Here is a 17,104-nt window from a genome sequence, read left to right as displayed (position 1 = left end):
GGCCTACACCGGGCCCGGCCCCGAGCCGACGCTCACCAGCCCCGTCTCGTACGCGGCCACCACCACCTGGGCCCGGTCCCGCAGGCCCAGCTTGCCGAGGATCCGGGCCACGTGCGTCTTGACCGTCGCCTCGGACAGGCCGAACCGCGCGGCGAGTTCGGCGTTGCTGAGCCCGCGCGCGAGCAGGGTCATGACCTCCAGTTCGCGCGGGGTGAGCGCGGCCAGCTCGCGGTGCGGTGCGGCGGGGGCGTCCGGGCGGGCGAAGCGCTCGACGAGGCGGCGGGTGATCGCCGGGGCGAGCAGGGCGTCGCCGGAGCGCACCAGCCGGACGGCGGCGGCCAGGTGCTCGGGGGTGACGTCCTTGAGCAGGAAGCCGCTCGCGCCGGCGGCCATCGCGGCGTAGACGTACTGGTCGAGGTCGAAGGTGGTCAGCATGATCACCCGCGGCGGCTCCTGCGCCGTGTCGGCGACGATCCGCCGGGTGGCCTCCAGGCCGTCCAGGACGGGCATCCGGATGTCCATCAGCACGACGTCCGGTCTGGTCCGGCGCACGGCGGCCACCGCCTGCTCGCCGTCGTCGGCCTCGGCGACCACCTCGATCCCCTCGGACTCCAGGATCAGCCGGAAGCCGGTGCGCACCAGCGCCTGGTCGTCGGCGACCACCACGCGCAGCGGGTCGGTGCTCATGAACTCTCCAAGGGGATCAGGGCCTTGACGCGGTAGCCGCCGCGTGGCCGGGTGCCGGTGTGCAGGGTGCCGCCGTAGACGGCGAGGCGTTCGCGCAGGCCGATCAGGCCGCGGCCGTTGCCGGTGGCGGCAGCGCCGGTGGGGCGGCCGCCGGTGTCGGTGACCTCGACGGCCAGGTGGGCGGGGGCGTACTCGACGGTGACCTCGGCGGCGGCGCCGCCCGCGTGCTTGACGGTGTTGGTGAGCGCCTCCTGGACGACCCGGTAGGCGGCGAGTTCGACCCCGGGCGGCACGGCGCGGCGCTCGCCGGAGACGGTCAGCCCGACCGTCAGCCCGGCCTGCCGGACGCCCTCGACCAGCGCGTCCAGCCGGCCGAGGCCGGGCTGCGGGCTGAGGTCGGCGGTGGCGGCCGGGTCGTCGCCGGTGCCCGCGTCGATCGTCAGCAGGCCCATGACGTGCCGCAGTTCGGTCATCGCCGCGCGTCCGCCGGTCTCGACGGCGGCCATCGCCTCGCGGGCCTTGTCCGGCGCGGTGTCGAGGATCTTGCGCGCGGCCCCGGCCTGGATCGTCATCATGCTCACGTTGTGCGTCACGACGTCGTGCAACTCCCGGGCGATGCGGGCCCGTTCGTGCTCGACCGCGCGCTGGAGCGCGGCCAGCTGCTCGCGTTCGAGGGCGGAGAGCCGCTCGTGGCCCTCGGCCGCCCGGCGGCGCCACATGCGCAGTTCGTAGGCGACCGCGAACACCGGCACGAGGAGCAGCACGGCGACCACGCCGTTGGGGAAGTGCGGCAGTTTGGCCTCGGCGAAGAGGACCACGAGCGTGGTGGCGGCGGCGGGCAGGCTCGCCAGGACGGCGGCCGGGCGGCGCCCGTACGCGGCGACGCTGTAGGCGGCGATGACGACGGCGACGCCCGCCGAGTAGGCGATGTCCTCGGACTGGTGACGCACCAGCAGCGCGAGCGGCAGGACGGCCCACAGCACCGCCAGCGGGTACCGGCGGCGAAGCGCGAGCGGCAGCGGCACGACCGGCACCATCAGGAGGAGCGCCGAGTGCGGCTCCTGGACGATGAGGACGTAGTGCGTGCCGAGGGAGGCCAGGAACAGGGCCAGCACGACGTCGAACGCCCACCCGCGCCGGTTCGGCAGGGGCGGTGGAGGTCCGGCGCTCGGGCGGACGGCCGCGCGCAGCCGGTCCGGGGTCAGGGCTTCGATCACCGGCACATTGTGGCGGCCGGGCGCCCGGCTGGACAGCCCCGCGTCCGGCGGAGCCTCCTACCCCCGTCGACTACGTCGCAAGGATGACGCCGCGCGCCGTACCTCCCGCGCGGTACGGAAGTTGCCGCGCTCGGCGGACGCGGGTGCCCGGCCTCCCTCCGTACGGTCGTCCCGACCCACCAGGGACGACACGCGTCCCGACCCACCAGGGACGACACGAGGGACGACGATGAGCACCCCACCGGTGATCGAACTGCGCGGCGTGAGCCGCGGCTACGAGGGCGCGCGGGCCGCCCTGGACGACGTCACGCTGAGCGTGCGGCCGGGCGAGTCGGTGGCCGTGCTCGGCCCGTCGGGGAGCGGGAAGTCCACACTGCTCAACCTGGTGGCCGGGCTGGACCGGCCGACCGCGGGGACGGTCACGGTGGCCGGGACGCGGGTCGACGGGCTGAACGAGGCGGCCTCCGCCCGCTACCGGCGCAGCACCATCGGGATGGTGTTCCAGTTCTTCAACCTGCTGGACGACCTGACCGTGGCCGACAACGTGGCCCTCGCCGGCGAACTGGCGGGCGTGCCGCGCGGCGAGGCCCGGCGCAGGGCCGCCGAGCTGCTGGAGGCGCTCGGCGTCGACCGGCACGCCCGCGCCCACCCCGGCCGGCTGTCCGGCGGCGAGCGCCAGCGCGTCGCGGTGGCCCGGGCGCTGATGAACCGGCCGACGCTGCTGCTGGCCGACGAGCCGACCGGCGCGCTGGACTCGGCCTCGGGCGAGGACGTCAAGGAGCTGTTCCGGGAGCTGCACGAGGACGGGCAGACGATCCTGCTGGTGACGCACGACCTGAGGCTGGCCGAGGACTGCGCGACCCGCACGGTCCGGATGCGCGACGGCCGCGTCGAGGCGGATTCGGCGGTGGCGGCATGAGCGAGCGGAGGGAGCTCATCGTGGGTAGGTGCGCGTTGCGCGAGGCGCTCGCCGTGCGAAGCGAGGGGGGCGCATGAGCGCCCTCGGGAGGGTCGTCCGGGCGGGCGTCCGCCGCCGCCGGACCCAGTCGGTCGCCATCGGCCTGGCCGCCACGGTGGCCACCACCTGCTCCGTGCTGGGCGGTTCGCTGCTGGTCGCCTCCCAGGCGCCGTTCGACCACGCCTTCGAGGGCCAGCACGGCGCCCACCTCACCGCCCGCTTCGACGGCGCCCGCACCACCGCGGCCGGGCTCGCCGCCTCCGCCCGCGCGTCCGGCGTGACGGCCGCCGCCGGCCCGTTCCGCACCGTCACCGTCGACCCCGCGCCGGGCCCGGGCTCGACCGTCCCGGCCGGGGTGACGCTCCCGCCGATGACCGTCGTCGGCCGCGGCTCGGCCAGTGGCGACGTCGACGACGTCACGCTCCTCCAGGGGACCTGGCCGCACGCGGCGGACGAGGTGGTGCTCGACACCGGGTACGGCAGCACGCCCGCCGAGCTCGGCGGCTCGATCCGGCTGCCCGGCCTGCCGGGCGCGCCCGCGCTGAAGGTGGTCGGCCTCGCCCGCTCCGTCAGCCGCACCGCCGACGCCTGGGTCACCCCCGAGGGCGTCACCGCCCTCACCGCGCCCGGCACCACCCCCGGCTACGAGATGCTCTACCGCTTCGCCGACGCGGGCACCACCGGCGCGATGGACGCCGGCCGCTCCGCCGTCGCCGCCGCCGCGCCCGCCGGGGCGCTGACCGGCGCGCAGTCCTGGCTCACCGCCAAGCAGGGCTCGGACCGCAACACCGCGCTGTTCCTGCCCTTCCTGGTCGCCTTCGGACTGCTCGGCATGGCGATGTCCGTCCTGGTGGCGGGCAACGTCGTGGCCGGCGCGGTCGGCACCGCCACCCGGCGGATCGGCGTCCTCAAGGCGCTCGGCTGCACCCCGGCCCAGGTGGTCCGCGCGTACGTCGGCCAGGCGCTGGTGCCGGCCGCCGTCGGCACCCTCCTCGGGGTGGTCGTGGGCAACCTGCTGACCGTCCCGGTGCTCGCCACCACCGGGCAGGTCTACGGGACGGACGCCTCCGGCATCGCCCCCTGGGTCGACGCCGCCGTGGCGGGCGGCACCCTGGTCACCGTCGCGCTCGTCGCCTGGGCCGCCGCCGCTCGGGCCGGCCGGCTGCGCACGGTGGACGCGCTCGCCGTCGGCCGCACGGCGGGCGGCACCCGGCGCGCCGCGGTCGCGGCCCGCGCCGCCGCCCTGGCGGCCCGGCTGCCGCTGCCCCGGCCGCTGAGCCTCGGGCTCGCCCAGCCCTTCGCCCGCCCGGCCCGGGCCGCCGGGATGCTCGCGGCCGTGCTGTTCGGCACCGCGGCGGCGGTCTTCGCGGTGGGCATGGGCGGCACGATGACGTGGGTGCAGGAGGCGAAGAACCACGACGGCGCGGACGTGTTCGTGCACCCGCGGCGGGCGGACGGGCCCGGCTCCGGTGCGACGGCCGGCCGGCCGGTCGCCGCCGATCCGGCGGACGTGACCGCCGCGCTGGCCGGCCGTCCGGGCACGGCGTCCTCCTACGGCACCGGCACGGTCGACGTCGCCGTCCCCGGCGTGGCCGGCAGCACCACGGTGACGGCGTTCCAGGGCGACGCGTCCCGGGCCGGCTACCGGATGGTCTCCGGCCGCTGGTACCGGGGCCCGGGCGAGGCCGTCGCCCCGGCCACCTTCCTCACCGAGGCGAACGTCCGGCTCGGCGACCGGGTGACGTTCACGGACCACGGCCGGCCGGTCACCGTGACCGTCGTCGGAGAGGTCTTCGACCCGCACGTCCAGACGAACGAACTGCTCACCGACGCCCGGAGCTTCCCGTCCGGGACGGCCCCCCGACCGGACGCCTGGTTCGTCACGCTGACCAAGGGCACCGACCGGGCCGCCTACGCGGCCGCCCTCGGCACCGCGCTCGCCCCGGTGCACATGAGCGCCGAGGTCGGCGCGCCGCACGGCTCCAGCGGCTCGATCGCCGCACTGGACTCGCTGACCGCCACGCTGACGCTGCTCCTGGTCGTCGTCGCCGGGCTCGGGGTGTTCAACACCGTCGTCCTGGAGATCCGGGAACGCACCCGGGACATGGGCGTCACCAAGGCGCTCGGCATGACCCCGGCGCAGACCGTGGGCGTGGTGCTCGCCTCGGTCGTCCTCGTCGGGGTGGTCGGCGCGGCGATCGGCCTGCCCGTCGGGCTGCTGCTGCACGGGCTCACCGTGCCCGCCATGGGACACAGCGCCGGGCTCGACTTCCCGGCCTCGGCGCTGGACGTCCTCGGCGCGCCGGCGCTGGTTCTGCTCGCCGGCGGCGGGGTGCTGATCGCCGTCCTCGGGGCCCTGCTGCCCGCCGTCCGGGCGGCGCGGACGCGGACGGTGGCCGCGCTGCGGGCGGAGTGAGCGCCAGGGGCGCGTGTCGCCGGTTCAGGCCGGGTGCCGCGCCGCCGGGGCACGCGCCCCGCGCCCCGCGGAGCCCGGTCAGTCCCGGCCGGGCTCCTCGGCCTTCCGCTCGGCCGCCTTGACCTGCTCCTCGAACGCGCGGGCGTCGATCCGCTCGACCGTGGCGCCGTGCTTCGCGGCCAGCTCGTCCGCCGGGCCGGGGGACGCCTCGCGCACGTCCACCACGAGCATCGCACCGCCGTCCGGTACCCGCGGCGACAGCACGATCAGTCCGGCGCCGCCCTCCGTCGCCTGGTGCTCCTCGGCCGCGTTGCCGAGCACCGCGCCCGCCGCGAAGCCCAGCAGCACCCCGATCGGCCCGCCGAGCAGGCCCACCAGCCCGCCCAGCACGCCGGAGCCCACGGTCGCCACGCCCGCACCGCGCACGAAGCCGTCCCGCACCTCCAGCAGGCCGTCGGCGCTGCGCTCCAGCGCGGCCACCTGCCGCAGGCCGGGCAGGTGCTGCGCCTCGTCGTAGGCGGCGCGCCAGCCGGCGGCGTCCGGGAAGGTCAGCAGGACGACGTTGTGCTGCTCGCTCATGGTGCTCCGATCGGTCCACGGGTCCCGGGCTCCATCGTCACCCTGGGTGCCGGGCGCTGCCACAGCAGCGACCGGCCGCCGGGCTCCCCGGGGGCGGCGGCCCCGAAACGTGGGGTCCGGTTTGTGCGGCCTGCACCGCCCCGGTTTTGGCCAGGTGTGGGGCGGCCGTCGGGCCGGGCGGGGGAGCGGCGGGCGCGGCGGCCGGTGGCGGGACCGGGCATGGCCTGGGGGAACGGGGGCGGGGTGCCGGGCCGGACCTTATTTCGATCGTGGCCGGAATTGCGTCGGGTGGGGCGCACGCCCCTGGTGTGACGCGTGAGGCGCTGCCAGGATCCGGACCCGGCACGCCCGTGCCAGATCCCATCGCTTCGAGGAGGCAACATGCTGCCCACGGCTGAGCAGGTTCGCGCGCTCAAGGACGAGGACTTCCGGCTCACCCTCGGCCAGGGCCACCAGGTCCACCCGGCCGGCGAGCTCGCGGACGAGCTGTACGTGACCGCCTCGGTGCAGTCCGGCACCTGCGGCGGCTGGTCGAGCTGCGGCCGCGTCTGCAGCTTCTGAGTCCTCCGGGGGCCGTGAGGCCTCCGGAGCCGGCCGATCCCGGATCCCGCGGCTCTCCCGAGCCCACGGTCCGGGGTCGCGGCCGGCGCGGGTCCCGGCCGCACCGCCGGGATCCGCGCCGCGTCCGCGCCGCCGGCCGGCGGTTCGACCGTGGCCGGCCCACGGCACCGGGCACCCCACGGCCCTGGTGCTCTCCGGCCGCGAGGCGGACGGTACGGCTGCACTGCAACTCAACACCCCTGAGAGCGCGTCGAGTTGCCCAAGCAGGCGCAGCCGGTGACCGGTCCGCGGGGTGGTGCCCCGACCCCACGCCGGGGCACCACCCATCCTGAGCGGTCGGTATGGCGCGACAGTGAGAGACACAGCGAGAGAGGCGACCCCGACCCGTGGTTGACGCGACCGAACTCCTGCGGGCCGCCGCCCGCGCCGTCCCGCTGAACGCCCGCGGTCCGGTGCCCGGCACCGAGACGGCGGGGCTCGCCGAACGCGCCGAACGGGTTGAACGGTCCGAACGGGTTGAACGCGCCGAACGGTCCGAACGCGCCACGCGGAAGCTGGACCGCTGGCGCGCCCAGGCGCCATTCGACCGGGACGGCTGGTTCGAGCGCCGCCTCGCCGCCGACGGCCTCGACCCGGACGCCCTGCACGCCCTGCTCGCCGAGCACCCGGACGCCCTCGCCGACCGCCTCGGGCGCCTCCCGTGGGCCGAGCGCCTCGCCGCCGCCTTCGCGACACCCGCCACCCTCGACGTGCCCGAGGACCACGCCTTCGCCCGGCTCGTCGCGCCCCTGCTGGCCGACGCCCGCGACCGCCTGCGCGCCGCGATCGCCGACCTGGACGTCCCCGCCCTCGGCACGCCCGAGGAGCTGACCGCCCTCGTCCTCCCGGCGCTCACCGCCGCCGTCCACGGCATGGCCGTCCGCACCGTCATCACCGAGCTCCACGTCGCCCGCCTCACCGGCGAGTTGACCGGTGACACCCCCGAGGAGCGCTACCGCGACTTCCTCGACCGGCTCACCCGGCCCGGGCGCGCCTTGCGCCTGCTCGCCGAACACCCAGTCCTGGCCCACCGGTTGACGACCGCCGCCGAGCAGTGGACCGCCACCGGCCGCACGCTGTTCCGCCGCCTCGCCGCCGACCTGCCCGCGATCCGCGCCACCTTCGCCGACGGCCGTCCGCTCGGCCGCCTCACCGAACTCGCCACCGGCCTCGGCGATCCGCACCGCGGCGGCGCCACCGTGAGCTCCCTGCGCTTCGAGCACGGCACCCGGATCGTCTACAAGCCCCGCCCGCTCGGCGCCGAGAACCACTTCCAGCAGGTCCTGCGGTGGCTCAACCCCCGGCTCCGGCTGCCCCTGCACGACCTCGCCCACCTGGCCCGCGACGGCTACGGCTGGGTCGCCCACGTCACGGCCGAACCGGCCCGCGACGAGGCCGAGTTGAGCGCCTTCTACCACCGTGCCGGCACGCTCGCCGCCCTCATGTACGTCCTCGACGCCGTCGACTGCCACGCGCAGAACCTGCTCGCCGTCCGGGACCAGCCCGTGCTCATCGACCTGGAGGCCCTGCTTCACCCCGACCTGCACGAGCCCGCCAAGGACCTCTCCGAGTCCGAGCGCCTCGCCCGCCACCACGCCCGCCACTCGGTGCTGCGCTCGGGCCTGCTGCCCGAACGCATGTGGGACGAGGGCAACGGCGGCACCGACCTCTCCGCCCTCGGCTGGGACCCTTCGACCCTCCCGCCCCGCGCGGCACCCGTCCTCGTCGGCGAAGGCACGGACGAACTGCGGCTCGAATACCGGCGGTTGCCGATCGAGGCCCCGGGCAGCCGGCCCGTCCCGGCCGACCGGCCGCTGCGCCTCGCCGACCACCTGGACGAGTTGGAGGCCGGCTTCACCGAGGCCTACCGGATCCTCGCCGCGGAAAAGGACCAACTCGGCGATCTGATACGCGCGTTCGCCGGCGACGAGACCCGCATGCTGCGCCGCGATACCTTCGAGTACCGCAGCCTCCTCAACACCGCCTGCCACCCCGACCTCCTGCGCGACGCCCTCGACCAGGACCGCCACCTCGACCGGCTCTGGGCCCTCGCCGCCTGGGAGGAGCACGCGCTCGCCTTCGTCGAGCACGAGCGCGCGGACCTGTGGCGCGGCGACGTGCCCGTGTTCACCATCCGCCCGGACGGCGTCGACGCCCGCTCCTCGACCGGCGCGGTGATCCCGGGCGTCGCGGACCGGCCCGCGCTCGACCTCGCCCTCGCGAAGGCGGACGGGCTGGGCGAGGAGGACCTGGAGTGCCAACTCCAGCTCCTCCGGCTGTCCGTGACGACGGCCGACGGCGCCCGCGAGCCGCGCCGAACGACGACGACCGCACCCCTCGCCGCACCGGCCGGGACGGAGGACGGCCTCGCGGTCCGCGCCCTCGCCAAGGCCGTCGAAGCCGGCGAGCAGCTCCTCCGCGAGGCCCACCGGGGCAGCGCCGACCTCGCCTGGGCGGGCCCCAACTGGACCCCGCCCGGCCGCTGGGCGCCCGCCGAGCTCGGCCCCGACCTCTACAGCGGCACGGCCGGCATCGTCCTCTTCCTCCACCAGCTCGCCACCGTCACCGGGGACCGCTCCCACCGCGAGGCGGCCCGGGCCGCCGAACGCACGCTCCGCCGCCAGGTCCGCCGTCGCGCCGACCGCCTCGGCGGCGGCCTCGCCGGCACCGGCGGCGTGCTGTACGCCCTCGCGCACCTCGCCGCCGACCACCCGGACGACGAACTCGACGCCCTGGCGGGGCAGATGATCGGCCGGATCGCGGCCACCGCCGCCGAGGACGTCCAGCACGACCTCCTGGCGGGCAACGCCGGCACCATCGGCGGCCTCCTGGCCTGGGCCTCCGTCCGCCCCGGCCCGGCCGTGACCGCCGCCCTCGCGGCCTGTGCCGCACGCCTCACGGAAACCGCGGCCCCGCACCCGGAATTGGGGAGGGCCGACGGCGGCGTCGGCTGGCTCCCCGCCTCCCTCGCGGGCGCGGCCGCCCGTCCGCTCGCGGGGTTCGCCCACGGCGCGTCCGGCATCGCGTGGGCACTGGCGAAGGCGGGCCACCACCTGGGCGACTCCCGCCTTCCCCAACTCGCCCTCGCCGCACTGGACTACGAGCGCACCCTGTTCGACCCGGCCGCCGCCAACTGGCGCGACGTCCGCGAGGACGGCGGTCCCGACGGCCCGTCCTTCCCGGTCCTCTGGTGCCACGGCGCCTCCGGCATCGCCCTCGCCCGGGTGGAGCTCGCCGAACTCCTGCCGGAAGGCGGCGAGTTGCTCGCGAAGGAGCGTGACGCCGCCCTCGACACCGTGCTGCGCGAGGGCTTCGGCCTCAACGCGTCCCTGTGCCACGGCGACCTCGGCAACGTGGAACCCCTCCACCTCGCGGGACGCCCCTGGCACGGCGCGGCCCGCGCCGCCCTGGACGCCCTCGACGCCAGGGGCTGGACCTGCGGCCTGCCGCACGGCGTCCACAGCCCGTCCCTCATGGTCGGCCTCGCCGGCATCGGCCACGGCCTCCTCCGCCTGGCCGCACCCACCCGAGTCCCGTCCCTCCTGGCCCTCCACCCGCCGACGGTGCGTTGACCCTACGGCCCCCGCAACCGCCCGCGCGTGGTGCCCGGCTCACGCGCCGGTGGCACTCGGGCAGAACTCCGCCTCCAGTTCGTCGGTGAACACGCCGATCGGCCAGGCGCCGCTCTTCCAGGTCCCGTTCGTCCAGTCGCCGTTGACGTTGGTGGAGAGCAGGTGGCGGCCGTCCCGGCTGCCGTAGGTGTAGGTCCACGAGCCGTTGATGGCGCCGCCCATGCCCCACACCGTGGTGCAGGACAGCTTGATCGAGCTCACGCCCAGGCCGTACGCCGTGTTCTCGATCCACGTCTTCGGCGGCGTCGGGATCATCGTGAACATCTCCCGCTGCTGGGCGGGCGGCAGCAGGCGGCCGCCCAGCAGCGCGGCGAAGAAGGTGTCGAGGTCGCCGACGGTGGAGATCATGTCGCCGGAGGCCCAGCCCCAGGACGGGCTCAGCTCGGTGACGTCGTAGACGGGCGCGTCCGGGTGGGGGTCGCCCAGGCGCGTGTACTCGCGCCCGTGCGGCCCGTGGACGGTGACGTCGGACGGGGTCGGCGTGGAGGTGCTCCCGAGGCCGAGCGGGGCGCCGATCCGCTGCTCGATCTGCTCGGCGAGCGTGGTGCCGGTGGCGCGTTCGACGATCAGCCCGGCGAGGACGTAGTTGGTGTCGGAGTACGTCCAGCCGGTGCCGGGGGCGAAGTCGGGCCGGTGGTGCATCGCGATCCCGACGAGCTGCGCGGGGGTGTAGTCGTCGAAGCGGTGCCGGAGGAAGGCGGTGCCGCCCGCCTTGCGCTGGACGTCCTCGTCCATCACGTAGTTGAAGACGCCGCTGGTGTGGTTGAGCAGCTGTCGCACGGTGATCCGGTCGGGCTGGTAGCCGGGCCCGTCGACGACGCCGGGGAGCCAGCGGTCGACGCTGTCGTCGAGGCTCAGCCGGCCCTCGGCGGCGAGCTGGAGGACGACGGTGGCGACGAAGGTCTTGGTGGTGCTGCCGATCCGGAACCGGTCCTGCGGGTGGCGCGCCCGCCCGGTGGCGGTGTCGGCGACGCCCGCGCCGCCGTACCAGTGGCGGTGGCCGTCCCTGACCTCGGCGACCGCGCCGGGCAGACCGCCCTCGGCCACGGCCCGGTCCAGCACCTTCTGCACGCCGTCGTGCCCGCTCTTCGCGGCCGACGCGGCGAGGGCCGGTGTGGCGAGGGCCGGCGTGGCGGCGGTGGCCGAGAGCACGGCTCCGGCGAGCACGGCGCCGACGGTGGTGCGGATCGTGGTCTTCATGGTGTGTTCCCCCTGGCGGTGGTTGTGGTTGCGAGGAAGAAACTACGGCGTGCTTTCCATATGAATCAACGTCAACTCCTATTGCCCGATGAATCCTTGCAGCTCACAGCGGCGATATCCTTGCAATGGCCCTGCCAGTGATTGCAAGGCCGTGCGGGTTCATTGCAACAAGCCCGGAGCCCTGCGCATACTGGTCGCGCCACGCGAGGAGACGAGGACGGATGCCCGGAGCCAGACTGACCCAGCAGGACCGCCGCCGGATCGCCACCGGCCTGGCCGAGGGGCTCGGCTACGGCGAGATCGCCCGCGACCTCGGCCGCCCGACGTCCACCGTGACCCGCGAGATCGCCCGCAACGGCGGCCCCTCCGGCTACCGCGCCGAGCGCGCCCACCGGGCCACCGTCCAGCGCTCCCGCCGCACCCGCCCGGCCCCGCCCTCGGGCGCCCGCTCGGCCGTCGTCGTCCGGCAGGCGGCCGGGCGCGACCCGGTCGCCGTGCGCGAGTTCGCCGAACGGATGGCCGAGTTGCTGGTCCACGTCGGCATGCCCCGGATGGTGGCCCGGGTGCTCACCTGCCTCTACGTCACCGACGACGGCAGCCTCACCGCGGGCGACCTCGCCGACCGGCTCCGGGTCAGCCCGGCCTCCGTCTCCAAGGCGACCGCCTACCTGGAGGGCCAGGCGCTGGTCCGCCGCGAGCGCGACGAGCACCGGCGCCGCACGCGCTACGTCATCGACGGCGACATCTGGTACCGCGCGCTGCTGGCCAGCGCCGAACGCAACGCGATGCTCGCCGGGGTCGCCCGCGAGGGCGCCGAACTGCTCGGCCCCGCCACCCCGGCCGGCGCCCGGATGGACGGCGCCGCCGCACTCCTCGACCGGATCGGCCAGGACATCGTGCGTGCCGTCCTGCAGTGGCGGGAAGCGCCGTGACCTAAGGCCTGTCGTCAAACCCCCGCCCTCCGGGCGGACGACGGGAGTTTGACGACAGGCCCTGGACCCGGGGGAGGATGGGCGCATGCAGCTGAGGATCGAGGCCACCGACCTGCCCGGCCGCGAGTGCGGCGCCGCCCCCGGCTTCCCGGGCTACCGCGACATCCACGTCGCCGTCCAGCGCCGCGCCAAGCCGGGCGAGTTGCTGGACCCGCAGCCCGGCGACGCGCCGCGCGCGGAGTGGACGCTGGAGTGCGTGGCGAAGCCGACGCCCGCCGGCACCGACATCACCGGCCGGTACGTCCAGGGCGGCCCGGGCGGGCGCTTCGTCTACCTCAACTGGCTGAGCGGCCCGGGGTCCACGATGTTCCGCCGCGCGAAGATCTTCCTGGACGCGATTCCCCCGGAGGTCGTCGAAGCCGCCGTCCGCTCCGGCCTGTTGGTGGCCTGCCTGGGCCTCACGGACGCCAAGGGCCACCCGCTGTGCGCCGCCGTCCGCCCGCCGCTGGTCACCTGGACGGCAGGGGGCTGAGCGCCGCGTACTCCAGGGGCGCCGAGGGGTCGATCGACACGTCGGCGGGAGCCGGCTCGGCGCCCGCGCGGACCAGTAGGTCGCCGATGGCGGCGACCATCGCGCCGTTGTCCGTGCAGAGCCGCAGCGGCGGTACGCGCAGGGTGATGCCCGCCGCTGCGCAGCGCTCCTCCGCCATCGCCCTGACGCGGGAGTTGGCGGCCACCCCGCCGACCACCACGAGCGTGCCGATGCCGTGGTCCGTGCAGGCCCGTACCGCCTTGCGGGTCAGCACGTCGGCGATCGCCTCCTGGAGCGCCGCCGCCGCGTCGGGGACGTGCGGCGCGCGCTGCGCCTCCACCCAGCGGGCGGCGGCGGTCTTGAGGCCGGAGAACGAGAACGCGTACGGGTGGTCCTGCGGCCCGGTCAGCGGGCGGGGCAGCCGGACGGCGGTCGGGTCGCCGTCGCGCGCCGCGCGGTCGATCGCGGGACCGCCCGGGTAGGGGAGTCCGAGGATCCTCGCGACCTTGTCGAAGCACTCCCCGGCCGCGTCGTCGAGGGTGTCGCCGAGGTGGACGATCGGGTCGCGGGCGAGGTCGCGCACGAGCAGCAGCGAGGTGTGCCCGCCGGAGACGATGAGCACGACGGACGGGTCCGGCAGCGGCCCGCCGTCGAGCGTCGCGGCGGCGACGTGCCCGGCGAGGTGGTGCACCCCGTGGAGCGGGACGCCGAGCGAGAACGCGTACGCCTTGGCGGCGGCCACGCCCACGTGGAGGGCGCCGGAGAGGCCGGGGCCGGTGGTGACCGCGACGGCGCCGACGTCCCGGAGCGTCAGTCCGGCCCGGTGCAGGGCCTCCTGGACCACGGGGGCCATCGCGTGGACGTGGGCGCGGGCGGCGATCTCCGGCACGACGCCGCCGTAGCGGGCGTGCTCGTCCATCGACGACGCCACCGCCTGCCCGAGCAACACGCCGTCACGGACCAGCCCGGCGCCCGTCTCGTCGCACGAGGACTCGATCCCGAGTACGACCGTCACAGTCTCTCACCTGCCTCACCCATTACACGTGGCGGTCCCATTGTGCCCGATGTTCCGTCGGGAATAAGCAGGAGCCCATTGATCGCTCCTGCAACCGATACGCAATAGTGTTGTCCCGGCACGATCGCCAACTTCGTGAAAGAAGGACCCGTTGGGCACCTACTCGCTTCCCGACCTGCCGTACGACTACTCCGCGCTGGAGCGGGCGATGTCGGCCGAGATCCTGGAGCTGCACCACTCCAAGCACCACGCCGCGTACGTGAAGGGCGCGAACGACACCCTGGAGCAGCTGGCCGAGGCGCGCGACAAGGAGCAGTTCGGCGGCCTGGTCGGCCTGCAGAAGACGTTCGCCTTCCACCTGTCCGGCCACGTCCTGCACTCGCTGTTCTGGCAGAACCTGTCCCCGGAGGGCGGCGACCGCCCCGAGGGCGAGCTGGCCGACGCGATCACCGAGCACTTCGGCAGCTTCGAGGCCTTCAAGAAGCAGCTGACGAACGCCACCACGGGCGTGCAGGGCTCGGGTTGGGGCATCCTGTCGTGGGAGCCGCTGAGCAAGCGCCTGATCGTCGAGCAGGTCTACGACCACCACGGCAACGTCGGCCAGGGCACCACCCCGCTGCTGGCCTTCGACGCCTGGGAGCACGCCTACTACCTGCAGTACCGCAACGTGCGCCCCGACTACGTGACCCGCCTGTGGGACGTCGTCAACTGGCAGGACGTCTCGGCCCGCTTCGCCGCCGTCAAGTCCGCCTGAACCGATTCAGGCATCGGGAATGTCCCGGCCCGCTCAGGCGGTCCGGGGCATTCCCCTCGCATCCCCGCCAACCCGCCGATGAGCACATTCAGGTCGGAAGCTCCCGAATGCGTCGTCTACGACAACCTGGGGGTAGGAGGCCGGTTGGCGGCTGGTCGGGCCAGCCCGCTCGGATCCTCTGCTGCAAGAGCCGCTCCGAGCAGCTGTCGGACCTGCTCCTCCGCCTTAGCCGACAGTCCCCGGTGCCCTGTGGGTTCGATGCGCACGTCATCACCCCATTGCGTTCGCACGCTTGGCCAGCTTCGTCAGCTCCGTAGGAGCGCCTCGGCCGGCGATGAGGATGAGTTCACGGATCGTCGCCCGCGCCGCCACGTGACTCCGGACGCTCTCCGGCGCCGCTTCCTCGGCTCGAAGGAGGCAGTCGATCGCCTCACCCAGGTGACGTCGTTGCGCGTGAGCTCGCCCGAGGTCGATCAGTAGCCTTGACCTGCGCTCGGGCGAGAGCTGTCCGGCATCGATCCGGCAGCCGATTTCCAGAGCCTCGCCCGCATCGCCGAGTTCGACTGCCGTCGAGACGGCCTGAATCTCGACGTTCGTAGGCCCGAACTCCAGGTTGAAGTCGTTGCGGTCCTCGCCGAGTCGTGCCGCGACCTCACGGGCGCGGGCGAGTTCTCTCAGCGCCTGCTCGCGTTGGCCGGCGCGAGCGGCGGCCAACGCGAGAACCAGGTGGAGCGCGCCGAGGACGGACAACGCTTCCGGTGGCGGATGTCCTGCCGACGTGTAGGTCCGGAGCGCCGCCACCGCAGTCCCGGCGGCGTGTTCTGCCTGGTCCAACCGCCGTAGTCGGACGAATGCGTGGGCCAGTCGGTAGATGCCGGCGAAGACGTGCAGTGGCTGTCCGGCCTGCTCGGCGGCTTGGATGGCCCGGTCGGCGGCCACCCATGCGGCGTCGGCCTCGTCTTGGCGGACGAATGCCGCTGCGACCGCCTGATATGCCTGGCTGAGCAGTAGCAGGATCTTGGGGCGCTCCTCCGCCGCGGCGGTTCGCGACGCCCGCTCCAGACGTGGCAGGACGTCGGCGATGGCAGTGCTGAGCTCGGCAAAACGTGCGCCGTGCGTCAGATGCCAGAACTCCTCGGTGGCGGTTGCCAGCTCGGGCAGGTCGACGGTTTCCGTCCGGGGGCGTTCGCCGAGCAGCGCATCAAGAGCGGGATGACCCGACAGCGACAGCCGCACAAGATCAAGGTCGTTGGTCTGTTCGGTAGCCGAGGGTACGGGTGCGGCGGATGATGGCGCATCGGGCCTGAGCGTCTGAACGGAGACGCCAAGGCCGTTCGCCAGCAAGTGGAGGACGTCGAGACGGACCACCGGCTGGATGCCCCGCTCGACCTGGGACACCCAACTGGCGGTTCGGTTGACGGCGGCGGCGAGTTGGTCCTGCCGCATGCCACGCCCCTTGCGTAGCTGGGCGACCCGGGCGCCGAACGCCCGCTGTTCCTCAGGACTCACCGGGTGAGTTGGTCGGCGGACGCGCCCTTGCCGGAGATCTCGGCCAGGAACGTGACCTCGAACGACTCCAGGTACTGGCCACGTTCGGCAAGGAATCGGCGGACGTGGGGCTGGCGCTCGTGCTCCTCGAACGCCTCACGGTCCGCATACAGCTCGTAGAAGACCCGGACGTGAGGCTCGTCCGGTACAGCGTGGTTGACGTAGACGAGAGTGCCGGGTTCCTTGGCGCGGATTCCTTCGAGCGCTTCCTCAGCCAGGGCGTCGAAGGCCTGAGCAGCTGTCACATCGCGGGCCACGAAACGCACAACGAGGCCGAATCCCATGGTTCTCCCCTTCCTGGATTGGTTGAGTCTCGCACGACTAGGTGAACGTCTGCGAGTAGCAGATTCTCTTGACTCACAGTTTTTCTGCGACTACGTTCAGTGCAGTCGCCGTGGCTGAGAGCTATGGCCGGCTTCCCTTTTCGCTGCCGTCTGGTGACGGCCACTGCCCATCTGCAGTGATGGAGGAGCAATGGGGTGGAACGTGATCGTCAGCCCGCTCAACACCGCCGGCTTTCCGGTGCCGCTGGAGTGGGGTGTACCGCCAGGGGTCGACTCCGTTCCGCCGGCCCGGCGGCTGGTGATGGCGATCGTGCGGGAGTGGGGAGTGCCGCTCTCGCCCGATGATCTCCAGGAGGTGGAGCTGTGCGCGAGCGAGCTGATCGCCAACGCCCTCCTGCACACGAGGTCGCGCTGTACCGTGGCCATCCGATGGCGCGCCGGCCGGTTGCGGGTCGAGGTCATCGACCGGCGCCCGGATCTCCCGCGGCCGGAGCGCTGCACCGAATCGACAAGTGGCCGTGGGCTGTTGTTGGTGGAGACGCTGGCCACCGCCTGGGGCTGGCACCCGGCGGGGGCGGGCAAAGTGGTGTGGTTCGAATACCTGGAGACCTCCGAAGTGCCGTGGGGCCCCCCCGCGGGGGGGGGGGCCCAGGGGCGCCGGGGCCCGCCCCCCGGGGCGGGGTTAAAACCCAACGGCGGAGCGGGGGGTGGGTTTAAAAAAATAAGAGGGGGGCGGAGAAAATATTTTTT

At 74.3% G+C, this 17,104-nt stretch carries 15 protein-coding genes; 8 read left to right on the top strand and 7 right to left on the bottom strand.

Annotation, left to right across the window (positions count from 1 at the left end; all coding sequences use genetic code 11):
• Nucleotides 1-3 precede the first annotated feature (3 nt).
• Together ACFVU9_RS43475 and ACFVU9_RS43470 are read right to left on the bottom strand one after the other, a co-directional pair.
• Nucleotides 4-687 (bottom strand): response regulator, encoded by a 684-nt coding sequence (locus ACFVU9_RS43475; RefSeq protein ID WP_380436481.1) that lies wholly within the window; start codon nucleotides 685-687, stop codon nucleotides 4-6.
• Nucleotides 684-1,904, bottom strand: a complete 1,221-nt coding sequence (locus ACFVU9_RS43470) for a sensor histidine kinase (protein ID WP_387603258.1) — start codon at nucleotides 1,902-1,904, stop codon at nucleotides 684-686. The genes ACFVU9_RS43475 and ACFVU9_RS43470 overlap by 4 nt, the downstream gene beginning before the upstream one ends.
• 229 nt (nucleotides 1,905-2,133) lie before the next feature.
• Between ACFVU9_RS43470 and ACFVU9_RS43465 the strand changes: the two genes are divergently transcribed.
• Nucleotides 2,134-2,823: an ABC transporter ATP-binding protein gene (locus ACFVU9_RS43465; RefSeq protein WP_387603255.1), complete on the top strand. Its 690-nt coding sequence runs from the start codon at nucleotides 2,134-2,136 to the stop codon at nucleotides 2,821-2,823.
• Between the two features lie 73 nt (nucleotides 2,824-2,896).
• Nucleotides 2,897-5,278 carry an FtsX-like permease family protein gene (locus ACFVU9_RS43460; protein WP_387603252.1) on the top strand — a complete coding sequence of 794 codons (2,382 nt, stop codon included), beginning with the start codon at nucleotides 2,897-2,899 and terminating at the stop codon, nucleotides 5,276-5,278.
• Nucleotides 5,279-5,356: 78 nt separating this feature from the next.
• Here ACFVU9_RS43460 and ACFVU9_RS43455 read toward each other — a convergent pair whose 3' ends face one another.
• Complete coding sequence (locus ACFVU9_RS43455; protein ID WP_380498151.1) at nucleotides 5,357-5,857, bottom strand: histidine kinase; 501 nt, start codon at nucleotides 5,855-5,857, stop codon at nucleotides 5,357-5,359.
• Nucleotides 5,858-6,238: 381 nt separating this feature from the next.
• Between ACFVU9_RS43455 and ACFVU9_RS43450 the strand changes: the two genes are divergently transcribed.
• Nucleotides 6,239-6,418 (top strand): hypothetical protein, encoded by a 180-nt coding sequence (locus ACFVU9_RS43450; protein ID WP_380436471.1) that lies wholly within the window; start codon nucleotides 6,239-6,241, stop codon nucleotides 6,416-6,418.
• 386 nt (nucleotides 6,419-6,804) lie between these two features.
• Nucleotides 6,805-10,029: a type 2 lanthipeptide synthetase LanM family protein gene (locus ACFVU9_RS43445; RefSeq protein WP_387603248.1), complete on the top strand. Its 3,225-nt coding sequence runs from the start codon at nucleotides 6,805-6,807 to the stop codon at nucleotides 10,027-10,029.
• Nucleotides 10,030-10,068: 39 nt separating this feature from the next.
• Here ACFVU9_RS43445 and ACFVU9_RS43440 read toward each other — a convergent pair whose 3' ends face one another.
• Nucleotides 10,069-11,289, bottom strand: coding sequence for a serine hydrolase domain-containing protein (locus tag ACFVU9_RS43440; RefSeq protein WP_387603245.1), 1,221 nt, complete (start codon nucleotides 11,287-11,289; stop codon nucleotides 10,069-10,071).
• 221 nt (nucleotides 11,290-11,510) lie between these two features.
• Between ACFVU9_RS43440 and ACFVU9_RS43435 the strand changes: the two genes are divergently transcribed.
• Nucleotides 11,511-12,221 (top strand): helix-turn-helix domain-containing protein, encoded by a 711-nt coding sequence (locus ACFVU9_RS43435; protein WP_380436465.1) that lies wholly within the window; start codon nucleotides 11,511-11,513, stop codon nucleotides 12,219-12,221.
• An 85-nt stretch (nucleotides 12,222-12,306) separates the two neighbouring features.
• Nucleotides 12,307-12,753, top strand: coding sequence for a DUF5990 family protein (locus tag ACFVU9_RS43430; RefSeq protein WP_387603242.1), 447 nt, complete (start codon nucleotides 12,307-12,309; stop codon nucleotides 12,751-12,753).
• Here the strand turns inward: ACFVU9_RS43430 and tsaD are convergent.
• Nucleotides 12,731-13,768, bottom strand: a complete 1,038-nt coding sequence (tsaD, locus tag ACFVU9_RS43425; RefSeq protein WP_380447995.1) for a tRNA (adenosine(37)-N6)-threonylcarbamoyltransferase complex transferase subunit TsaD — start codon at nucleotides 13,766-13,768, stop codon at nucleotides 12,731-12,733. The two genes, ACFVU9_RS43430 and tsaD, sit on opposite strands and share 23 nt — an antisense overlap.
• Nucleotides 13,769-13,919: 151 nt before the next feature.
• On the opposite strand from tsaD, the gene ACFVU9_RS43420 reads away from it, so the two are divergent.
• Nucleotides 13,920-14,522 (top strand): superoxide dismutase, encoded by a 603-nt coding sequence (locus tag ACFVU9_RS43420; RefSeq protein ID WP_380447994.1) that lies wholly within the window; start codon nucleotides 13,920-13,922, stop codon nucleotides 14,520-14,522.
• Between the two features lie 270 nt (nucleotides 14,523-14,792).
• On the opposite strand, the gene ACFVU9_RS43415 is transcribed toward ACFVU9_RS43420, so the two are convergent.
• Complete coding sequence (locus tag ACFVU9_RS43415; protein WP_380447992.1) at nucleotides 14,793-16,031, bottom strand: helix-turn-helix domain-containing protein; 1,239 nt, start codon at nucleotides 16,029-16,031, stop codon at nucleotides 14,793-14,795.
• Nucleotides 16,028-16,354, bottom strand: coding sequence for a putative quinol monooxygenase (locus tag ACFVU9_RS43410; protein WP_380498143.1), 327 nt, complete (start codon nucleotides 16,352-16,354; stop codon nucleotides 16,028-16,030). The genes ACFVU9_RS43415 and ACFVU9_RS43410 overlap by 4 nt, the downstream gene beginning before the upstream one ends.
• Before the next feature lie 190 nt (nucleotides 16,355-16,544).
• Here ACFVU9_RS43410 and ACFVU9_RS43405 point away from each other — a divergent pair.
• The coding region (locus tag ACFVU9_RS43405) for an ATP-binding protein (RefSeq protein WP_387603237.1) at nucleotides 16,545-17,104 on the top strand (560 nt) is incomplete at its 3' end.

The sequence above is a fragment of the Kitasatospora sp. NPDC057936 genome, from assembly GCF_042887525.1.
GTDB lineage: Bacteria > Actinomycetota > Actinomycetes > Streptomycetales > Streptomycetaceae > Kitasatospora.
Note: the sequence above shows the minus strand (reverse complement) of the source record. Positions and strands in the feature narration are given on the sequence as shown.